Origin of the sequence: Pseudoalteromonas sp. UG3-2, assembly GCF_037120705.1 — a bacterium.
In the GTDB taxonomy this organism is placed as follows: Bacteria; Pseudomonadota; Gammaproteobacteria; order Enterobacterales; family Alteromonadaceae; genus Pseudoalteromonas.
The window spans coordinates 215,994-234,921 of sequence record NZ_JAWLJU010000002.1; the positions used below are offsets into that span (position 1 = coordinate 215,994).

General features: G+C 43.0%; 15 protein-coding genes, 8 tRNA genes and 3 pseudogenes. 25 read left to right on the forward strand and 1 reads right to left on the reverse strand.

What is annotated here, in order from left to right:
- The first annotated feature begins 535 nt into the window (after positions 1-535).
- From ruvC to R3P39_RS04345, 18 genes are all read left to right on the forward strand, one after another.
- Positions 536-1,057 carry a crossover junction endodeoxyribonuclease RuvC gene (gene ruvC / locus R3P39_RS04260; protein WP_336565872.1) on the forward strand — a complete coding sequence of 174 codons (522 nt, stop codon included), beginning with the start codon at positions 536-538 and terminating at the stop codon, positions 1,055-1,057.
- A gap of 2 nt (positions 1,058-1,059) precedes the next feature.
- Entirely contained in the window at positions 1,060-1,677 is a 618-nt protein-coding gene (gene ruvA, locus R3P39_RS04265) for a Holliday junction branch migration protein RuvA (RefSeq protein ID WP_336565873.1), read from the forward strand.
- A 2-nt stretch (positions 1,678-1,679) separates the two neighbouring features.
- Positions 1,680-2,684, forward strand: coding sequence for a Holliday junction branch migration DNA helicase RuvB (gene ruvB, locus R3P39_RS04270; protein ID WP_336565874.1), 1,005 nt, complete (start codon positions 1,680-1,682; stop codon positions 2,682-2,684).
- Between the two features lie 946 nt (positions 2,685-3,630).
- Positions 3,631-4,335 (forward strand): protein TolQ, encoded by a 705-nt coding sequence (gene tolQ / locus R3P39_RS04275; protein WP_336565875.1) that lies wholly within the window; start codon positions 3,631-3,633, stop codon positions 4,333-4,335.
- Positions 4,322-4,747: a protein TolR gene (tolR, locus tag R3P39_RS04280; protein ID WP_336565876.1), complete on the forward strand. Its 426-nt coding sequence runs from the start codon at positions 4,322-4,324 to the stop codon at positions 4,745-4,747. The genes tolQ and tolR overlap by 14 nt, the downstream gene beginning before the upstream one ends.
- Before the next feature lie 2 nt (positions 4,748-4,749).
- A complete protein-coding gene (gene tolA / locus R3P39_RS04285; protein ID WP_336565878.1) occupies positions 4,750-5,691 on the forward strand; it encodes a cell envelope integrity protein TolA in 942 nt (313 codons plus the stop codon).
- A 9-nt stretch (positions 5,692-5,700) separates the two neighbouring features.
- Positions 5,701-7,059: a Tol-Pal system beta propeller repeat protein TolB gene (gene tolB, locus R3P39_RS04290; protein WP_336565879.1), complete on the forward strand. Its 1,359-nt coding sequence runs from the start codon at positions 5,701-5,703 to the stop codon at positions 7,057-7,059.
- Positions 7,060-7,098: 39 nt separating this feature from the next.
- Positions 7,099-7,632 carry a peptidoglycan-associated lipoprotein Pal gene (pal, locus tag R3P39_RS04295; protein WP_336565880.1) on the forward strand — a complete coding sequence of 178 codons (534 nt, stop codon included), beginning with the start codon at positions 7,099-7,101 and terminating at the stop codon, positions 7,630-7,632.
- 12 nt (positions 7,633-7,644) lie between these two features.
- Positions 7,645-8,394: a tol-pal system protein YbgF gene (gene ybgF, locus R3P39_RS04300; RefSeq protein WP_336565882.1), complete on the forward strand. Its 750-nt coding sequence runs from the start codon at positions 7,645-7,647 to the stop codon at positions 8,392-8,394.
- A gap of 150 nt (positions 8,395-8,544) precedes the next feature.
- Positions 8,545-8,620 (forward strand) — tRNA-Lys (locus R3P39_RS04305).
- Positions 8,621-8,775: 155 nt separating this feature from the next.
- Positions 8,776-8,851, forward strand: a tRNA-Lys gene (locus R3P39_RS04310).
- Between the two features lie 71 nt (positions 8,852-8,922).
- Positions 8,923-8,998, forward strand: a tRNA-Lys gene (locus tag R3P39_RS04315).
- A gap of 71 nt (positions 8,999-9,069) precedes the next feature.
- Positions 9,070-9,145: transfer RNA gene (locus tag R3P39_RS04320), tRNA-Lys, on the forward strand.
- 72 nt (positions 9,146-9,217) lie between these two features.
- Positions 9,218-9,293: transfer RNA gene (locus R3P39_RS04325), tRNA-Lys, on the forward strand.
- Positions 9,294-9,489: 196 nt separating this feature from the next.
- Positions 9,490-9,565: transfer RNA gene (locus R3P39_RS04330), tRNA-Lys, on the forward strand.
- 72 nt (positions 9,566-9,637) lie between these two features.
- A tRNA-Lys gene (locus R3P39_RS04335) sits at positions 9,638-9,713 on the forward strand.
- A 134-nt stretch (positions 9,714-9,847) separates the two neighbouring features.
- Positions 9,848-10,891 carry a quinolinate synthase NadA gene (gene nadA, locus R3P39_RS04340; RefSeq protein WP_336565883.1) on the forward strand — a complete coding sequence of 348 codons (1,044 nt, stop codon included), beginning with the start codon at positions 9,848-9,850 and terminating at the stop codon, positions 10,889-10,891.
- 98 nt (positions 10,892-10,989) lie between these two features.
- A tRNA-Ser gene (locus R3P39_RS04345) sits at positions 10,990-11,080 on the forward strand.
- A gap of 45 nt (positions 11,081-11,125) precedes the next feature.
- Here the strand turns inward: R3P39_RS04345 and R3P39_RS18215 are convergent.
- Positions 11,126-11,530: a helix-turn-helix domain-containing protein gene (locus R3P39_RS18215; protein ID WP_442962043.1), complete on the reverse strand. Its 405-nt coding sequence runs from the start codon at positions 11,528-11,530 to the stop codon at positions 11,126-11,128.
- A 424-nt stretch (positions 11,531-11,954) separates the two neighbouring features.
- Between R3P39_RS18215 and R3P39_RS04350 the strand changes: the two are divergent.
- The 7 genes and pseudogenes from R3P39_RS04350 to R3P39_RS04380 all read left to right on the forward strand — a co-directional run.
- Positions 11,955-12,095, forward strand: a pseudogene (locus tag R3P39_RS04350) (IS30 family transposase); the annotation flags it as partial.
- Positions 12,096-12,433: 338 nt separating this feature from the next.
- Positions 12,434-14,794, forward strand: coding sequence for an RHS repeat domain-containing protein (locus R3P39_RS04355; RefSeq protein ID WP_336565884.1), 2,361 nt, complete (start codon positions 12,434-12,436; stop codon positions 14,792-14,794).
- A 207-nt stretch (positions 14,795-15,001) separates the two neighbouring features.
- Positions 15,002-15,304: a GIY-YIG nuclease family protein gene (locus R3P39_RS04360; RefSeq protein WP_336565885.1), complete on the forward strand. Its 303-nt coding sequence runs from the start codon at positions 15,002-15,004 to the stop codon at positions 15,302-15,304.
- Complete coding sequence (locus R3P39_RS04365) at positions 15,305-16,168, forward strand: hypothetical protein (RefSeq protein ID WP_336565886.1); 864 nt, start codon at positions 15,305-15,307, stop codon at positions 16,166-16,168.
- 211 nt (positions 16,169-16,379) lie between these two features.
- Positions 16,380-17,347: pseudogene (locus R3P39_RS04370) on the forward strand (IS3 family transposase); the annotation flags it as partial.
- 192 nt (positions 17,348-17,539) lie between these two features.
- A complete protein-coding gene (locus R3P39_RS04375) occupies positions 17,540-18,592 on the forward strand; it encodes an IS110 family transposase (RefSeq protein ID WP_336565888.1) in 1,053 nt (350 codons plus the stop codon).
- Between the two features lie 18 nt (positions 18,593-18,610).
- A pseudogene (locus R3P39_RS04380) lies at positions 18,611-18,823 on the forward strand (IS3 family transposase); the annotation flags it as partial.
- Between the last annotated feature and the right edge of the window lie 105 nt (positions 18,824-18,928).

Sequence of the window (18,928 nt, forward strand, 5' to 3'; positions counted from 1 at the left end):
GCCAGCGTTAAATGTTTACATAGTGTAACATTTTTTAAAATAGCATAGGGCTATAGATAGATCAAGTGTCTTTATTTAGGGTAAATATCCGCTTTTTGGTCAACCTAGTTAATGTATTTTTGCGTAGTACACATAATATTTGTGATGTCATTACATTACAGGAAATCACTCTAGCATCATACTTGATGATAGACGTGGTAAACACTGATGAGTTAAAAGAGCTGGCGATTGCGGTATAGCAGCAACTGATTGAGCAAGGGGAGGTGGAGTATGTCCGTTAACCTTGACGACTGTTTTTTCCAGTGCGGCAAAGTAGTTGAGCATAACATTCACGAAATCATTAGCATTATTGGGCAAACTCTTACACGTAACTTGCAGTTGTAATTGATAGCGGACGGAAATTACCTTGATTTGCATGTGATCGCTCGTATGGAATGAGGTAGTCGAATATATAGTGGGGCTAAGAGCTTGTTACTTCACTGGTAATTCATACAGTATTTTGGCATTATAGAAAAAAAATCAAGAGAAAAAGCGATTGGCTGTTATTTTAGGTATTGATCCGGGCTCAAGGTTTACTGGATATGGTGTCATTGCTCACCAAGGTGCAAAATTTCAATATCTTGGCAGTGGCTGCATCAAAGTAGGAGAGCAGGACTTTCCAACGCGCCTGAAAACGATTTACCAAGGCATTACCCAATTAATTGAGCAGTTTTCGCCAAGCGATTTTGCCATTGAGCAAGTCTTTGTGGCCCATAACCCCAGCTCAGCCTTAAAGCTAGGCCAAGCCCGTGGTGCGGCGATTGTGGCGGCGACCATGCAAGATGTAGCGGTGAGTGAATATTCTGCACGGCAAATTAAGCAAGCCGTCGCGGGGACCGGGGGCGCAGAGAAGTCACAAGTACAGGAAATGGTGAAACGTATTTTAAAGTTACCTGGTACGCCTCAGGCGGATGCTGCAGACGCCTTAGCTGTAGCCATTTGTCACGCACATTCCAAACAAAACCTAATTAAAATGTCTGGGGCTGCACGTAAAACAGTAAGAGGAAGGCTAAGATAACCATGATAGGAAAGTTAAACGGAATATTGCTCGAGAAACAACCACCAGAAATTTTGCTCGACGTTAATGGCGTGGGCTACGAAGTGCAAATGCCAATGACCTGTTTCTATGAGTTGCCCAACGTCGGTGAAAAGGTGTCCGTATTCACTCACTTTGTTGTGAGGGAAGATGCTCAGCTACTCTTTGGCTTTAATAGTAAAATTGCGCGCACTTTATTCCGTACTTTGATCAAAGCAAATGGAGTCGGGCCAAAACTCGGCTTGGCGATTTTGTCTGGCATGTCGGCAGAGCAGTTCGTTAATTGTGTCAACAACGATGATGCCACAACCCTGGTTAAAATCCCTGGGGTAGGAAAAAAGACGGCGGAACGCCTAGTATTAGAAATGAAAGATAAACTCAAAGACTTTGGCAATGACTTATTGACGCCATTTAGCGATGCCGCGATACTGTTTCCACAACAGGATCCTACCGTGAGTGATACTCCGGCAGACGATGCTGTTGCGGCATTAATTGCTTTGGGCTATAAGCAAACACAAGCGCAAAAAGCGGTAAAATCAGCAAGCAAAAATGGCATGAGCACTGAGAGCATTATTAAAGATGCTCTGAAATCGATGATGTAACTATGATAGAAGCGGACAGATTAATAGAGCCAGAAATCCAAGGCAATGAAGATTTAGTGGACCGGGCAATACGGCCTAAATTACTAAGTGATTACACGGGCCAGCCTCACGTCAAAAAACAAATGGAAATCTTCATTGAAGCGGCGCGGACACGAAAAGAGGCGCTGGACCACCTACTGATCTTTGGTCCCCCTGGGCTTGGTAAGACCACCTTAGCCAATATTGTAGCCAATGAGCTGGAAGTGAATATTAAAACCACATCGGGTCCGGTTTTAGAAAAAGCCGGAGATCTCGCAGCACTTTTAACCAATTTAGAAGAAGGTGATGTGCTGTTTATTGATGAGATCCACCGTTTAAGCCCTCAAGTTGAAGAGATACTCTACCCAGCAATGGAAGACTACCAGCTGGATATTATGATTGGTGAAGGGCCCGCCGCGCGTTCAATTAAGCTTGATTTACCACCGTTTACGCTAGTGGGAGCGACCACACGGGCGGGCTCTTTAACCTCACCTTTACGGGACCGCTTCGGTATTGTGCAGCGTTTAGAGTTTTATTCCGTAACAGACTTATCTGCTATTGTGAGTCGCTCGGCCTATCACCTTAATTTACAAATCACTGATCCGGGGGCGCTGGAAGTGGCGCGTCGGGCACGTGGTACACCGCGAATAGCCAACCGCTTACTGCGTAGGGTGCGCGATTTTGCCGAGGTGAAAGGCGATGGCACCATTAGCGAAGAGATTGCTCATTTGGCTCTGGATATGGTTGATGTTGATAAGTGCGGCTTTGATTACATGGATCGAAAGTACTTACTTGCCATCATTGAAAAATTCACCGGAGGGCCTGTGGGATTGGATAACCTCGCGGCGGCCATTGGTGAAGAGAAAGAAACCATTGAAGATGTGCTTGAGCCTTATCTAATCCAGCAGGGTTTTATTCAACGCACCCCCAGAGGCCGGATAGTATCCGACAAAGCGTATCTGCACTTTGATCTGACCAAGTCAGAATAAGCTAGCCTATCATCAGCTGCCGAGTTAGCTCGGCAACCCTTCCTTTCGCTTTTACTGTTACTCTATTCAACCGCCATTAAGTCTCTTATCGATAAAGTAGCTGGCATTTCTAAGTACTCAGCACCTAGCGGCTTTCAGCCAGATTTGGTTACCATTGCTTTGATATTTATAAGGCAGGAATTGCTGCTGAGCCGCTGTGTTGAGCAGGGGTGATTAGTTTTGAATAGGCAAAAAAAAGCCCGCAATCAATGCGGGCAAAACAACAAGTTGAAGGAAGTAATCCAGGGAACAGATGAATTGCTCAAAGGTTTTATCCACTAAGCTCACCATCTCTGCAATACGAAATCAGAATCCTATTGCAAGTAACTGTGCGTTGCTGAAGTCTTCAGCTGCTTGCTCAGTACAGGGTGTATATTATAGTGAAGAAGGGTATTCATCAAACTAGAAAAATTATTTTTTCGGATAAATAAATCTAATGTCATGAGTTTTTTGTTCGTACAATTTATAGGCTTATTGTCAAAAGTGTTATCCATTAACTATATGAAAAATATATATTTGTATGAAAGTTGTGCAAAATATCAATATTAGATAATTTGTTGTTAATTGGTAAGACCAATTTTTTTTGAGGTTTTATTCTCATTTTTTGCATAAAAGCGGCTTTTTATGCAATTTTGATTCATATTTAGGATTTAAGTAAAGGAGGCACTATTCCTTCGTTAAGAGCAGTCGAACGCTATTCGTTGGCACATTTGTGTTGTTTATCGTCAAATACAATGAATTCGCGGTATTGCGATTGTAAGGAATATGCTGTGTGGTTAAACTAGCTGAACCTTTAGTGGATTTCTCTGGTCTATGCATCAGCTTTGTTGCAAAGCCAGCACCACTGTGTAGCGCGCTAACAATAAAATGGCTAACAATGCCGAAACACTTGTAGGAGTATAATAACGTGGAATCGGGACTAAACTTTGTCGATTTAATTTTAAAAGCCAGTTTTTTGGTGCAACTGGTGATGTTGACACTGGTCGGCTTGTCTATTGCATCCTGGGCGATTATTTTTCAGCGCAAAAATATTATTTCACAAGCGCAAAGCCAATCGAAAAAGTTCGAGCAGAAGTTTTGGTCCGGAATGGACTTAAGCAAATTATATAATGAAATATCTGCCAGACCTGGTGCTGCAACGGGCATTGAAGCTTTATTTGTTTCGGGATTTAAAGAGTTCGCTAAACACAAAAAAGGCAACATACAGTCGCCGTCAGTGGTGGTAGAGGGGACACACCGCTCAATGCGAGTTGCCTTATCTCGAGAAATTGAAAAACTCGAGTCGAGCTTATCGTTTCTTGCTACGGTGGGTTCTATCAGTCCGTACATCGGCTTATTTGGTACCGTTTGGGGGATCATGAACGCCTTTATTGCACTAGGTGAAGTGAAACAAGCTACCTTACAAATGGTTGCGCCGGGGATTGCTGAAGCGCTTATTGCTACTGCCATGGGCTTGTTTGCCGCGATCCCAGCGGTGATGGCCTATAACCGTTTTGCTAAAAATGTTGAAAAGCTGGAAACGCAATACATTAATTTTATGGAAGAGTTTGCCAATATTCTATATCGTCAGGCTGCAGTACAAGTAGAGGCTAAGCAAAATGTACCAGCGTAAGCGCCGCCGCCCCGTTGCAGAAATAAACGTAGTCCCATACATCGATGTGATGTTAGTGCTGCTGATCATTTTTATGGCAACAGCACCGCTGATCCAACATGGTGTAAAGGTGGACTTACCTCAGATGGAAGAGTCTGAGCTAGTAGAAACCAAAGACACACCACCAATCATTGCCACAATTGACGCTGAAGGCCGTTACTTTGTTACCGTAGGAACCGACCCTGAAGCCCCGATGGATGCGGTTGAAGTGGCCGCGGTGATCAAGTTGAAATTAGAGCAAAACCCAGATACTCCGGTAATGATAAAAGGATCCGGTCGCGTGTCTTATCAAGAAGTATTGTATTTAATGGACTTTTTGAAAAAAGCGGGTGTGCCATCTGTAGGCTTGATGACGAAGTCATTTGAGGAGTAGGGATGAGTACATTATCGCACAGTGTGACTAAGTCGGTACTGCTTCATGGTGCTATTGGTGGGCTGCTTTTTGCGACGGCAAATTTTCATACCCCAGCACCTACTGTGATGGAAGTGACGCTAAACCCTAAGAATGACCAAGCACCCTCTGAGAAAGTGGTATCGGCGGTGTCGGTAAGTCAACAAGCGGTTGAGCAGAAAATCGCCAAGTTGAAACAGCAAGAAGCAGACAAGAAAGCCGCTGAAGAACGCCGCATTCGTGAGCTGGAGCAGCGTGCTCAGCAAGCAAGAAAGGCGCGCGAAGCAGAAGCTAGGCGCATAAAGCGTTTAGAGCAAGAGCGTCAAGCTAAGCTGGCTGAGAAGAAAAAAGCCGAAGCGCAAGCGAAGCGTGCTCGAGAAATTGAGCAAAAGCAGCGGGCCGAGGCTGACAAAGCAAGAGCAGAAAAGGCCGCAGCACAAGAGGCAGCCAAAAAAGCAGCAGCACAAAGAAAAGCAGAAGAAGATCGTTTGCGTAAAGCAGAAGAAGCAAGAAAGCGCCGTGAAGCCGAGGAAAAGCGCAAGGCTGAAGCCGCAGAGCGTGCTCGACAAAAAGCCATGGAAGAGCAGATGTTGCGTGAGCAGTTAGCCAAAGAGCAGGCTGCGCGTGCGAAAATTCGCCAGCAACAAGTTCTCAGTGAAGTCGATAAGTTTAAAGCCCTGATCATGCAGCGCATTCAGTCTAATTTACTTATTGATGAAACCATGAAAGGCAAACAATGCCGAGTGAACATTCGTTTAGGCTTTAATGGCTTGGTCACTAGCGTTAAGTCACTGGGCGGAGATAAGTTGGTCTGTGAAGCGGCCATCCGAGCAGTAAAAATGGCGGATACGTTACCGGTGTCAAAAGACAAAGCCGTGTTTGAACAGCTTAAAAATATAAACCTAACAATTAAACCAAATTTATAAAGGCAGAACATGTTAAAGAAGTTCACAACCTTACTTATGGTGCTAACTTTGGGGATATCTCAGTTCGCTTATGCTGCACTTGAGATAGTCATCACCGAGGGGGTAGACAGTGCCCGACCTATCGCTATCGTGCCATTTAAGTACAATGGCACCGGTGAAATGCCATCAAGTTTAAGCGATGTTATCGCCGCCGACTTGATGCGCAGTGGTAAATTTAAACCCATTGCTGAGCTGGATATGCCACAGCTTCCAACCACTGACTCTGAAGTGGATTACGCCGCTTGGGTAGATGCAGGGGTAGAAGCAGTTTTAGTAGGCACCGTGACACAACAATCTGCGGGACGCTACTTAGTGAAGTATGAACTGATCGACGTGATCCGTGCTCAGCTAACGGGTGGCGAGACCAGAATGATGAGTAATGGCCGCTTAATGCAGAGTGATGACCATATTGTGGAAGGTCGCCAAAGTGTTATTTCAAGCTCTGGTTTCAGAAATTATGCCCATCAGATCAGCGATGTAGTCTATGAAGCGTTAACCGGTGAAAAGGGCGCTTTTAGAACTAAAATTGCCTACGTTATTGTCAGAGACGGCCAAGACAAACCTTATCAGTTAGTTGTGGCCGACTACGATGGCTACAATGAACAGGTGCTGTTACGTTCAAAAGAGCCATTAATGTCACCAGCTTGGTCCCCAGATGCCAATAAACTGGCTTATGTGACCTTTGAAAACCGCCAGTCACAAATTTATATCCAAGATATTTATACCGGTAAGCGCGAGCTAATCACTAGCTACCCAGGTATTAACGGTGCACCGCAGTTTTCTCCCGATGGCACCAAACTACTCGCTGTGTTGTCTAAAGATGAAGGTGGCGCAACGGAAGTTTATGTAATTGACCTGAAAACGAAACAAGAAAAGCGCTTAACGCGTCATCGTAGTATAGATACTGAGCCGTCTTGGCACCCAAATGGACAAGAAATTGTGTATACATCTGAAAGGGGTGGTAATGCTCAGATATATAAGTTAAATTTAAAAACTGGTAGGTCTAAACGTGTAACGTTTGATGGTGATATGAACTTGGCGGGTTCGATTACACCAGATGGCAAGCGACTGGTGATGGTTAATCGCACGCTTGGCCGTTACCATATAGCCAAAAAAGAATTAGACTCCGGGCTGTTTCAAGTGTTGACTCGCACGAGACTGGATGAGTCTCCGAGTATTGCGCCAAATGGTTCGATGATAATATACAGCACCTTGCACAATAATAAGCAGGTATTGGCACTGGTGTCTATGGATGGTCGATTCAAGGCAAGGTTACCTGTCGCGAATGGCCAAGTTAAGGCACCTGCCTGGTCGCCGTTTTTACAGTAATTTTGCTGGTTAGATTTAAAAGATATAGGAATATACTCGATGCAACTTAATAAAACTCTAAAAGCCTTAATGGTCGCGTTGCCAGTGATGACACTTGCAGCTTGTAGCTCTTCTTCAAGCGTTGACGAGGGCGCGGCTAGCGAAAGTAATCAAGCGGCAACTACTCAAGATAATACTGTTGATGTAAATACAATGACTCGCGAAAAATCTGCAGAAGAAAAACTACGCGAAAAATACGAAGCATTGCGTCAAGAGCAAATTGTTTACTTTGATTTCGATAAGTCAACAATCCAGAGCCAATATACTGAGCTACTGCAAGCACACGCAGACTTCTTGGTTAAAAACCCAAGTGTAAAAGTACTTATCGAAGGTCACGCTGATGAGCGTGGTACGCCTGAGTACAACATCGCACTAGGTGAAAGTCGTGGTAAAGCGGTAGCTAAGTACATGCAAAGTCTAGGTGTTTCTGATAGCCAAATTTCTGTTGTCAGCTATGGTGAAGAAAAGCCTATGGTTAAGTCACGTACGGAAGAAGCTTTTGCTAAAAACCGTCGCGCGGTATTAGTTTACTAAGAAAGAGTTATTATGAAGCCGAAAACTATTTTGGCAGCATTCTTTCTCATGAGCGGGAGCGCCCAAGTTTGGGCTGCTCCCGCTCCTGTTTCAGAAGCTGCAAATTCAACTCAAACACTAGAGCAACGTATTTCTCAGCTAGAGAGTATGATGAGAAATCGCAACCTACTGCAGGCTGATTTACAGCAACAACTTAATATGTTGCAAGAGGAAGTAAGTCAAGTGCGGGGAGTAACAGAAGAGCAAAGCTATAAGCTGGAAAAAGTTTTGCAGCGTCAGCGTGAGTTGTATCAAGAAATTGAGAATCGGGTGAGTCAGGTTTATGAACAATCGAAGTCGGTTAACACAGTACCAGATGTCACTCCAGAGCAAGCGTTTAGTAGTAACTTGTCTGAAAATGAGGCCTATGATCGTACTGTAGCGATGATTATTGAAGATAAGCGCTATGATGCTGCGATCCCAGAGTTTCAAGGTTTTCTGAAGCAGTTTCCAAATTCGGTTTACGTGCCTAATGCACACTATTGGTTAGGCCAGCTTTTTATTATTAAGTCTGAAGACAACACTGCAAAGCGCCACTTTAAAACGGTTGTCGATGACTTTCCGGAGTCTAACAAGCGTCCAGAAGCGATGTTGAAGCTCGGTACTATCATGCATAAGCAGGGGCAGTCGGCAGCAGCTAAGCAACTACTCAATGACTTGATTAAAGAGTACCCAAGCACAACCCCTGCAAAGTTGGCAACGGAACGTTTAGCCAAGATGTAAAAGCTACTTTTTGAACTGAGTGCGGTAAAATTAGGCGCTTAGTCATAAAAAGTGAAAAAAACTAGCTATTTCAGTTGCACTCAAATTTTAAATAAGTATTATAAGCGCCCGCAGCAGACGATTGGTAACAACTACTCTGCGGCGCTAAGTGGGTCATTAGCTCAGTTGGTAGAGCAGTGGACTTTTAATCCATTGGTCGATGGTTCGAGTCCATCATGACCCACCACTTTAAAGCGTTTCAAAACTATTGTTTGAGCGGGTCATTAGCTCAGTTGGGTGAAAAAAGACCGAAGCCATGCTTCGCAGCTTTTTGAACGCGAGTCAGGACGACGAGCCGGTCCCACGCTTCAGGACGAATTAATGGCACTTTATTGTTTGAGCGGGTCATTAGCTCAGTTGGTAGAGCAGTGGACTTTTAATCCATTGGTCGATGGTTCGAGTCCATCATGACCCACCATCTTAAACAATAGTGAGCGAGCCATACGCTCAGTCTTAATTGATAAATCAATGGCACTTTATTGTTTGAGCGGGTCATTAGCTCAGTTGGTAGAGCAGTGGACTTTTAATCCATTGGTCGATGGTTCGAGTCCATCATGACCCACCATCTTAAACAATAGTGAGCGAGCCATACGCTCAGTCTTAATAGACAAATTAATGGCACTTTATTGTTTGAGCGGGTCATTAGCTCAGTTGGTAGAGCAGTGGACTTTTAATCCATTGGTCGATGGTTCGAGTCCATCATGACCCACCATCTTAAACAATGGTGAGCGAGCCGTATGCTCAGTCTTTGTAGGCGAATTGATGGCACTTTCATTGTTTGAGCGGGTCATTAGCTCAGTTGGTAGAGCAGTGGACTTTTAATCCATTGGTCGATGGTTCGAGTCCATCATGACCCACCATCTTAAACAATGGTGAGCGAGCCGTATGCTCAGTCTTTGTAGACGGATTAATGGCACTTTTATTGTTTGAGCGGGTCATTAGCTCAGTTGGGTGAAAAAAGACCGAAGCCATGCTTCGCAGCTTTTTGAACGCGAGTCAGGACGACGAGCCGGTCCCACGCTTCAGGACGAATTGATGGCACTTTATTGTTTGAGCGGGTCATTAGCTCAGTTGGTAGAGCAGTGGACTTTTAATCCATTGGTCGATGGTTCGAGTCCATCATGACCCACCATCTTAAACAATGGTGAGCGAGCCTTACGCTCAGTCCTAATAGACGAATCAATGGCATCTTCATTATTTGAGCGGGTCATTAGCTCAGTTGGTAGAGCAGTGGACTTTTAATCCATTGGTCGATGGTTCGAGTCCATCATGACCCACCACCTTCCCTTTGTTTCATAATATATTCAAAATTCTTTCCTCGAGCCGTCACTTTGCTGTAAACAATCGCTAGGATTACGACCTTAATTTTCGTATAATCCCGCCTATTAATGCAATGTGGACTAGTGGTCGAGAAATGAGTCTAGCTGAACAAATAATGCCGGAAGATTATATCTTCCCTCCAAAGCCAGCGCCTTTAACCGATGTAGAAAAAGCGGAATATAAAGCGCGAATAAAATCTTTACTAATTGAAAAAAATGCGGTGCTTGTTGCCCACTATTATACTGATCCAGAGATCCAAGCGCTGGCTGAAGAAACGGGTGGCTGTGTAGCTGACTCGTTGGAAATGGCGCGTTTTGGGTCAAAGCAAGAAGACAAAGATATTATTATTGTTGCTGGCGTTCGCTTTATGGGCGAAACGGCGAAAATTTTAACTCCACACAAAACCGTAGTTATGCCAACCCTTGAAGCAACTTGCTCATTGGATGTTGGTTGCCCGATTGATGAGTTTTCGGCATTTTGTGATCAATACCCAGAGCGTAAAGTCGTTGTTTACGCCAATACCTCGACAGCGGTTAAAGCAAGAGCGGATTGGATTGTAACCTCTTCTTGTGCGCTAGAGATTGTTGAGCACCTTGATGAGGAAGGGGAAAAAATAATTTGGGGTCCGGACAAGCACTTGGGCTCTTATATCCAAAAGCAAACGGGTGCGGATATGATCATGTGGAACGGTGCCTGTATCGTTCACGATGAGTTTAAAACCAAAGCGCTGAAGGATATGAAACAGCTTCACCCAGATGCGGCTGTATTAGTTCACCCTGAGTCTCCTGCTGAGATTGTTGAGCTTGCTGATGCGGTTGGTTCTACTAGCCAACTTATTAAAGCAGCACAAGACATGCCAAATCAGAAGTTTATTGTGGCCACTGATCGCGGTATCTTCTATAAGATGCAGCAGCTATGTCCAGAGAAAGAGTTTTTTGAGGCTCCTACAGCAGGTGAGGGCGCAACGTGTAAAAGCTGTGCTCACTGTCCATGGATGGCAATGAATGGTTTACAAGCCATTGAAGAAGCCCTACTCAATGCCGAAGGCAAAGAAGTGTTTGTAGATATGGATTTACGTGACGGTGCATTGCGCTCGTTAAATCGCATGTTAGACTTTTCGGCGTCTTTGAAAAAATAAGCAGCTCTTGTTTGCTTTATGTGCAATTAGCATAGAAAAGCAAAAAACTGCTTGATATACTGCGAGGCTTTTCATAGTATTAGCCCCGCATCCAGTGCGGAGAGATGGCTGAGTGGCTGAAGGCGCACGACTGGAACTCGTGTATACGTTAATAGCGTATCGAGGGTTCGAATCCCTCTCTCTCCGCCATCCTTTCTTAAGTAAACCCAGCTTTTAGCAATTCACATCTTTGCTTTAAAATACCTTCCAGATTATATCAATTGCTTTAATTATGAGTGCTTCTGTTTCACAAGTCGTTGGGCACACTATACCAAATAGATCGGCATACTCGAATTGTTGTTTTACGATTCTTGGCCGCGAGCTTTTTCTGCCCAAATAGTGCTTCATCCTGAAACTCAGAAGAAAGTGTCCCGGGGTGTGAAGGGTTGTCTCCAGCTCGAAATTTTTAAAAGCTCCCAGGTGAGCTTGATTTCCTTTAGGGTGGACTGTTCGACTGCTATTCCACGAGAAGCTTTGCCTTTTCAACAATCTATGTATGGTCGATAAGTTGTATTCTATGTGAATATTCTTTGATATGTACTGCTGACTATTTTCTAATGTCAGCCGACCACACTCCGTGCGATCTATAGCGTCAAGCACATATGCTTAAAGCGGCTTCAGCTGTGTATCATTAAGTTTGTAAGGGCGGCCTGAACGGGATAGCTTTTCCAAGCCTTTTAAACCATGATCGAGATAATCTTTTACCCATTTGTTCACGCTTGTACGACTGACCTTAAAATATTCAACAATTTGGTACTTTTCTTTCTGAGAGCGTGGAGCAAACGGAAACGCAAATGATCTGCTACGGCAGTATTTATACCAATCCGCATTAATACCTGCTCAATTTGAGGGAGCAAATTCGACGCTAACTACCTTAAAAATTTCTTATTTAGAACAACTAAATAGCAAAATTTTCGCCTTGCCTACACGGATGTAGGTACCTTGGCGGTAGCAGGACGCGAGAGCGGTGTTATCGACAGAATTTTCTTGCCTCAAATAGACCACTTAATTAAGCGAATTGGTATTAAAGAAAGGCACCGATTTGAGAGAAGTAAGTAATGCAGATGTTGAGTTCGCGATGTCACGGATAAATTACCGGCCAAGAAAGTGTTTGGGTTTTAAGCACCCAGCAGTGGTATACAAAGAAATGACGCAGGCTGCTTAATTTTGAAAACAGTGTCGCACTTCAGAGTTGAATGTGGGCTCCACAACTTATGAAGCGAAAGAGTTTTAAGTGGCAGTTGGGGGGAATGAGTAGGGTTATTTACAAGTGTAATTAAATTAAATGAATTGTTGTAATAAAGATATTTAATAGCTAAGGGAAATAACAAAGCTGACCGATATCGTGCAAACACAATTAAAAATATCGTTAAAATCTACAATGATAATGGTACAGACACCTACACCACCGAATACTCAGGCTACGACAAATACGGTTTCCCTCAAATTACCTACGAGCACAACAGCTTTAATGGTAAGAGGCGCTACACTAAACAAACCTATTTGCATGACACAATCAATTGGTTGATGGGCTTACCGCGCGTTACTTATTTATCGGGTAACGGCAGTAATTACACACAAGTCAACAAAACGTCATATTACAGTGCGACAGGTGCTTACAAATCACTGCCTAAATACGAGTATTCACTTGGGCGGTGGGTAAAACGCTACATCACATATTACACTTCGGGCACGCAATCAGGATTGCTCAAAAGTGAGCAGTTAAACGACATTAATCGTATCACGGATTATTTCGACTATAAACGCGGCACACCACTGCAGATTCAACGGAGCCAGCCACACAGTACCAGTAAACAACACGCGTATCAGGTGATCGATAATAAAGGCTGGGTAACCATACAAACTGATTTTAACGGTGGGTGCATTAATTATGGGTACAATAACATTGGCTGGATTGAAAAAGTCGACCCTTGCAATAGCAAGTGGTCAGAAACCAACATCAGTTATACGTTTACATCCGGTAATGATGGTTATAGACATGTTGCATCCGGCATGCTCAAAAAGACCATCAGTAAGGGCAATTACCGTAACATAACCTATTACGATGGCTTATTGCGCCCTCACTTGACCCGAGAGTACGACACTGCCCGTGTGTCAGATACCCAACGCTTTAACCGCACTGAATACGATGCGTACAATCGCCCGACCTATCAAAGTCAGTTAAGCAGTTCATCCGGTACATCTTATGGTGTAACCACCTCCTATGATGGCCTAGGGCGTGTCAACGTTGTAAATGACAATACTACCTCAGGCAGTCTGAGTTACAGCTATCTTGCGAACAATACAGTGCGCGTGAACAACAACCGTGGCTACAATACCACCACCACGTATTTGGCATACGGCTCACCGTCACAAAGCCAGCCCACTACCATTGCCTCACCACAAAGCGTCACCACAACGACAGCGTACAACCTGTTTGGCAACCCTACCTCTATCAGTCAAGGCGGGTTAACCGAATACCGTGTATACGACAGCTACCAACAACTATGTAAAATCGTGCGTGCTGATATCGGTAATCAGGCATTTAGTTTTAATGAGATTGGGTTATTGAATTGGAGCGCTCACGGCAGTTCAGTAGATAGTTCAACCTCATCTTGTGACAGCAGTATTGCAGCGTCACAGAAAACGACTTACAGCTACGATAATCACGGAAACGTGAGAACAGTCAGCTTCGGTGATGGCACGCCAACCAAAACATACACGTACGATAGAAACGACAACCTTAAGAAACTGACATTTAACGGGGTGAATCAAGATTACACCTACAATGACTTAAACGACATTAAAACCGAACGTTTACGTGTTGATAGTATTGATTGGACGATTGAGCATAAGTACGACAGCAGTAATAATGTTAACGCGCTCGAATATAGTGGCGGAGGCAACTTAACCTATCAACCAAATGCACTTGGTCAATCGACAAGAATAGGTAGTTTCGCAAATAGCGTGAAATTCCACCCCAATGGATTGCTTAAGTCGTTTAACCATCAGAACGGCTGTACGAATACTTTATCCTTATACAATAGTGGTATGCCTAATGTACAACGCAGCCTTTGCAGAAACATCAATGCGGTGTATAACCAATACCATTGGGATGCTAACGGCAACCTGACCTTCTGGGATGATAAACAATCTAATTCGTATGACCTTCGCTTGAGCTACGACCAGCTAGACAGAATGGACAATATCCGTAAAGCGAACAATACACTAATTGGTGACATGCACTATGACACTATGGGAAATATAACCAAGTTTGATTCCGTTGTAGGCGGTGCCATTAACTACCACTACAACAGCAACAAACAACTTACCTCGACATCAGGCTACAAAAGCTACAACTTTGATTACGATGACAGAGGCAACGTTATTGGCAACGGTACTCATAGTTTTACGTACAACCTCGCCAACAACATGATTGAGGCCGACAGCAGCTATTATGTTTACGATGGCCATGGCAAACGCGTTAAAACCGTTGACAGCACAGGCACACGCTATTCCATGTATTTGTTAGACGGGCGCTTAATTCAAGAGATGATTGACGGTAACCGCCGTGAGTATTATTACCTCAACAGTCAACTTGTGGCTCAGCAAGATGCAGAGTCTAAAACTTATGTCCACCCCGATGGGCTAGGTTCAACCGCGGCGAAATCTAATGCTAGCCATGCAGTAATAGAACGTAATCACTATGCACCTTATGGAAATGCATGGGGAAGTGCACCCGATAATGAGATAGGTTACACCGGTCATAAGTACGATACCGATATTGGCCTTACCTATATGCAGGCACGATACTATGATCCAGTTATCGGGCGGTTTTATTCGAATGATCCTGTTGGAGCTTAGGGTCATAGCAATATTGCTCATGGCTTTAATCGATACGCTTATGCTAATAATAACCCATATAAATATACCGACCCGACAGGAGAAATACCGTTAGTAGTTGTAGCTATTTGGATTTTAAAAGAAGCTGGCGGTGAAGCTTTTGAACGGACTACGGGAATCCCAGCCCCAACAGTCAAAAATATTGCTAAATATGGTATGAAGAAGGCCATGAAGCAATCCATAAAAAATAGAAAGAAAATTGAAGGTGTATATAAATTCAAGGAAGGAGATCAAGAATATATTGGTCAATCAAAGGATGTTATGAAGCGTATAAAGCAACACGCTAGCAACAAAGATAAATTTGCCAAAGATAAAGCAGGTACACTCGAAACTAAAGAGGTTAAAGGCGGTAAATTACAGCGTGAAAAAACCGAACAAGGTATGATTGATGATGCAACTGGCGGTCGTGGTGCAGCATCTGACAAAGTATCTAACAAGGTTAATCCATGCCGAAGAGAGGAATGTAGTTAAGTGAATATCGAAACAGAGCAATATAAAATTATTGATGATGAAGAGTATGGAGGGGTGCAAATCCAACTTTTCGACACATTCAATAGTGATATTTTGGACATAATCAAAAAGCATAGGGTGACATCCATACTATTGAGTCAGTGGAAAGGTTGGAAAACGCAACCGTTAGACTTTTTGGCAGACATTGAAAATCTAAAAGTAGTCGCGATTTTTGATAGCGTTGTACAAGACCTGTCAGTAATAGAAAAACTACAAAGCCTTGAGGTTTTATATTTAGAGTGCCCTAAAGCCAAAACCAAAGTTGATTTCAAATTGCTGGAAAATCTTGTTGATGTACGTTTTGATTGGCGGCCATGTTTCTCATCTATCTGTGAAAGCAATACTATTCAAACAATATTAATAAACGGATACAAAGGCGAAGATTTTTCTTCATTTAAGTCTCAAAGTTTATCACGACTTGATATTGTAAAAGGTAGTAAGCTGGCATCGTTAAAAGGGATAGAGAATAATCCTAACCTAAAGTCATTGATGTTGTATCAATGCAGTAAGTTAGTCGATATTTCATCCCTACAATCTGTTGCCCTAGAGCGTATAGAGTTTGAAACATGTAAAAAGTTAGAAAACTTGGAGTCTGTCTTTGAGCTATCTAGCTTAAAGCAAATATCGCTAGATAAATGTGGGCAGATCAGAGGTATTACTGGCATTTCAAAGTTAGGTCTAGATAGCTTAGTCATTAGTGATACGGTGATTGAGGATGGACGATTAGACGAATTATTGAAATTGAAATGTTCTAAGATTTACTTCGATAACAAAAAGCACTATTCACATACTCTTGAAGAAGTCCGCAGTATAGTTTTAGCGTAATCGATAAAAATATTCTAATTTTCTTTTGAATCCAAAGCCTCGCACTCGCGGGGCTTTGTTTATCAAGCTCCTTTATGGGGCAAGCATAATTCTGTTTTTGTTAGTTTTGAATTTTGGACGAAACTGCCAGCACCTATAGTGGCATAGTTAATTTGGCCACCCATTAAGAAAGAAATGTTATGCTAATAAGCATACAAATTTGGGTGAAAAAATGACGAAATTAAAACGTGCAACGTATTCTGCGGCAATCAAATTAGAAACAGCCCAGCTTGTAGTTGACCAAGGCTACACACAAGAAGATGCAGCTAAGGCGATGGGGGTTGGTAAATCAACAGTAAGTAAGTGGGTCACTCAATTAAAGCAAGAACGGAATGGCCAGACACCCACAGCGTCACCAATGACACCCGAACAAATTGAAATTCGTGAGCTTAAAAAGCAAATTCAACGCATTGAATTAGAAAAGGATATATTAAAAAAGGCTACCGCTCTCTTGATGTCCGACTCCCTGAACAATTCTCGTTAATTGAGAAGTTAAATCAACGAGAGCGTTACCCAATTAGCGTGCTGTGTAGCGTATTCAATGTGCATCGCAGCAGCTATAAATATTGGGCCATACGGGATACAACGCCTACACCAGAGCAAATAAGACTAGAAGCGGAAGTTAAAGCCATACATGCAATGAGCGGCGGTTCAGCTGGGGCACGGACAATCGCGGCAATCGCAACGAATAACGGCTTTGAATTAAGCCGTTATCGGGCCGCTAAGCTGATGGTTAAACTGAAACTAGAGAGCTGCCAAGTACCAGAACATCAATATAAACGGGGTGGTAATGAGCATCTTGAAATCCCAAATTTGTTAGATAGGCAGTTTGATGTTGTTGAGCCGAATACGGTGTGGTGCGGTGATGTGACGTATATTTGGACAGGCAATCGCTGGGCCTATTTAGCGGTCGTTGTTGATTTATTTGCACGTAAGGTTGTTGGTTGGGCAATGTCGTTGTCGCCAGATACTAACTTAACGCTAAAAGCGCTTGAACTCGCGTATGAGAGCAGAGGCAGGCCAAGCGGATTGATGTTTCACTCAGACCAAGGAAGCCATTATACAAGCTTGAAGTACCGCCAACGTTTATGGCGCTATAAAATCACACAAAGTATGAGTCGGCGCGGGAATTGTTGGGATATAGATAATAAACTTAGTCATACTGACAGTGAATATCTGACCCGTGCTGGGATTGATAAAATATCTTTGTGTTGACCTGTCGATATTCATTAGTCAGTCATTTCATGATATTCAGTATCAGTGACCTAATAGGAGCATTGTATTGCAACATCTGTGTCCAGTCCTGTTACTGAGACTGTGAGGGCTGAGAATATGAATCGCAATGACATTTCTAACAATTTAACATTAGGTGTCGATACTCATTTAGATAACCATGTTGCTGTACTCGTTAATGATATTGGTCAAGTTGTCGACACCCAAGAGTTTACTGTAAATTCAACCGGCTATAGCCAACTGTACAAATGGTGCAAATCATTTGGAAAGGTGACCCAAGCAGGATTAGAAGGAACAGGCACCTATGGTGCTGGCTTATGTAAGTTCTTACAAGAGAAAAAGATTAGTGTTTTTGAAGTTAACCGCCCTAATCGCGCAGTAAGAAGGTTAAGAGGTAAATCGGATCCAACGGATGCTGAAAATGCGGCTCGTTCTGTATTAGCCAAAGAGTCTACGGCAATCCCTAAATCTCATGATGGCATAGTTGAAGCAATGAGGTTTTTAGTGGTCGCACGGAAAAGCTCTGTAAAATCTAAGACACAAGCAATAAATCAAATTCGAGCTTTACTTGTGACAGCACCAGAGCATATTCGTCAACAGTGTTATGTTCCTTCAAGTTACCGCTGCATTGTTGCTTGTAAAGCATTAGAAATGAATTCCGAAAACATACTTGAAGAAACATTAATATCAATGTTAAAGCTGCTAGCAGAGCGATGGGTAATGCTGTCACAAGAGCTAAAAACAATTGATAAGAAACTTAAAGCATTAACCAACTCAGCAGCTTCAACGTTACTAGAACAGTATGGCATTGGAAGCTATGTCGCAGCTACACTACTTGTGGCTGCTGGTGACAACCCTGAGCGACTCAAGAAGGAATCATCATTTGCAGCTTTATGTGGAGTTAGCCCCTTAGATGCATCCTCCGGTAAAAAGCAACGTCATAGGTTAAACAGAGGCGGTGCAATAGATGCAAATAATGCACCTTGGACTGTAGCTTTAATTCGAATGCGTAATGATTTCAGAACTAGGAAATATGTAGAGAAGCGTTCATCAGAAGGGAAATCAAATAAGGAGATCCAGCGCTGTTTAAAACGTTACATTGCAAGAGAGTTATACCCAATTATAGTTTCTGATTTATCAAAGCTAACGTGACCTTGACATAGGAGCGTCAATGCGCCAATGGAGCGATTTTTTAGAAGCTTTAAAACGGAGTGGATGGCAAAGGTTGGATACGAAAGCTTTAAAGAAGCTAAATATAGTGTGAGTGATTATATCAACGGATATTACAACAACGTTAGGCCACATCATTATAATGCTGGTTTAGCACCAAATGAATCAGAGATTAGATACCAAGATTCTAAAACTGTGGCCAAAATTAGTTGACCACTACACAGCAGGCATTTAATAAGAAGGAGTCACAAGTGAAACAGTAACTTGTAGATAGTAGTTGTAAATTTTTACTGGCGCAGAAACGACAAAAGCCCGGAG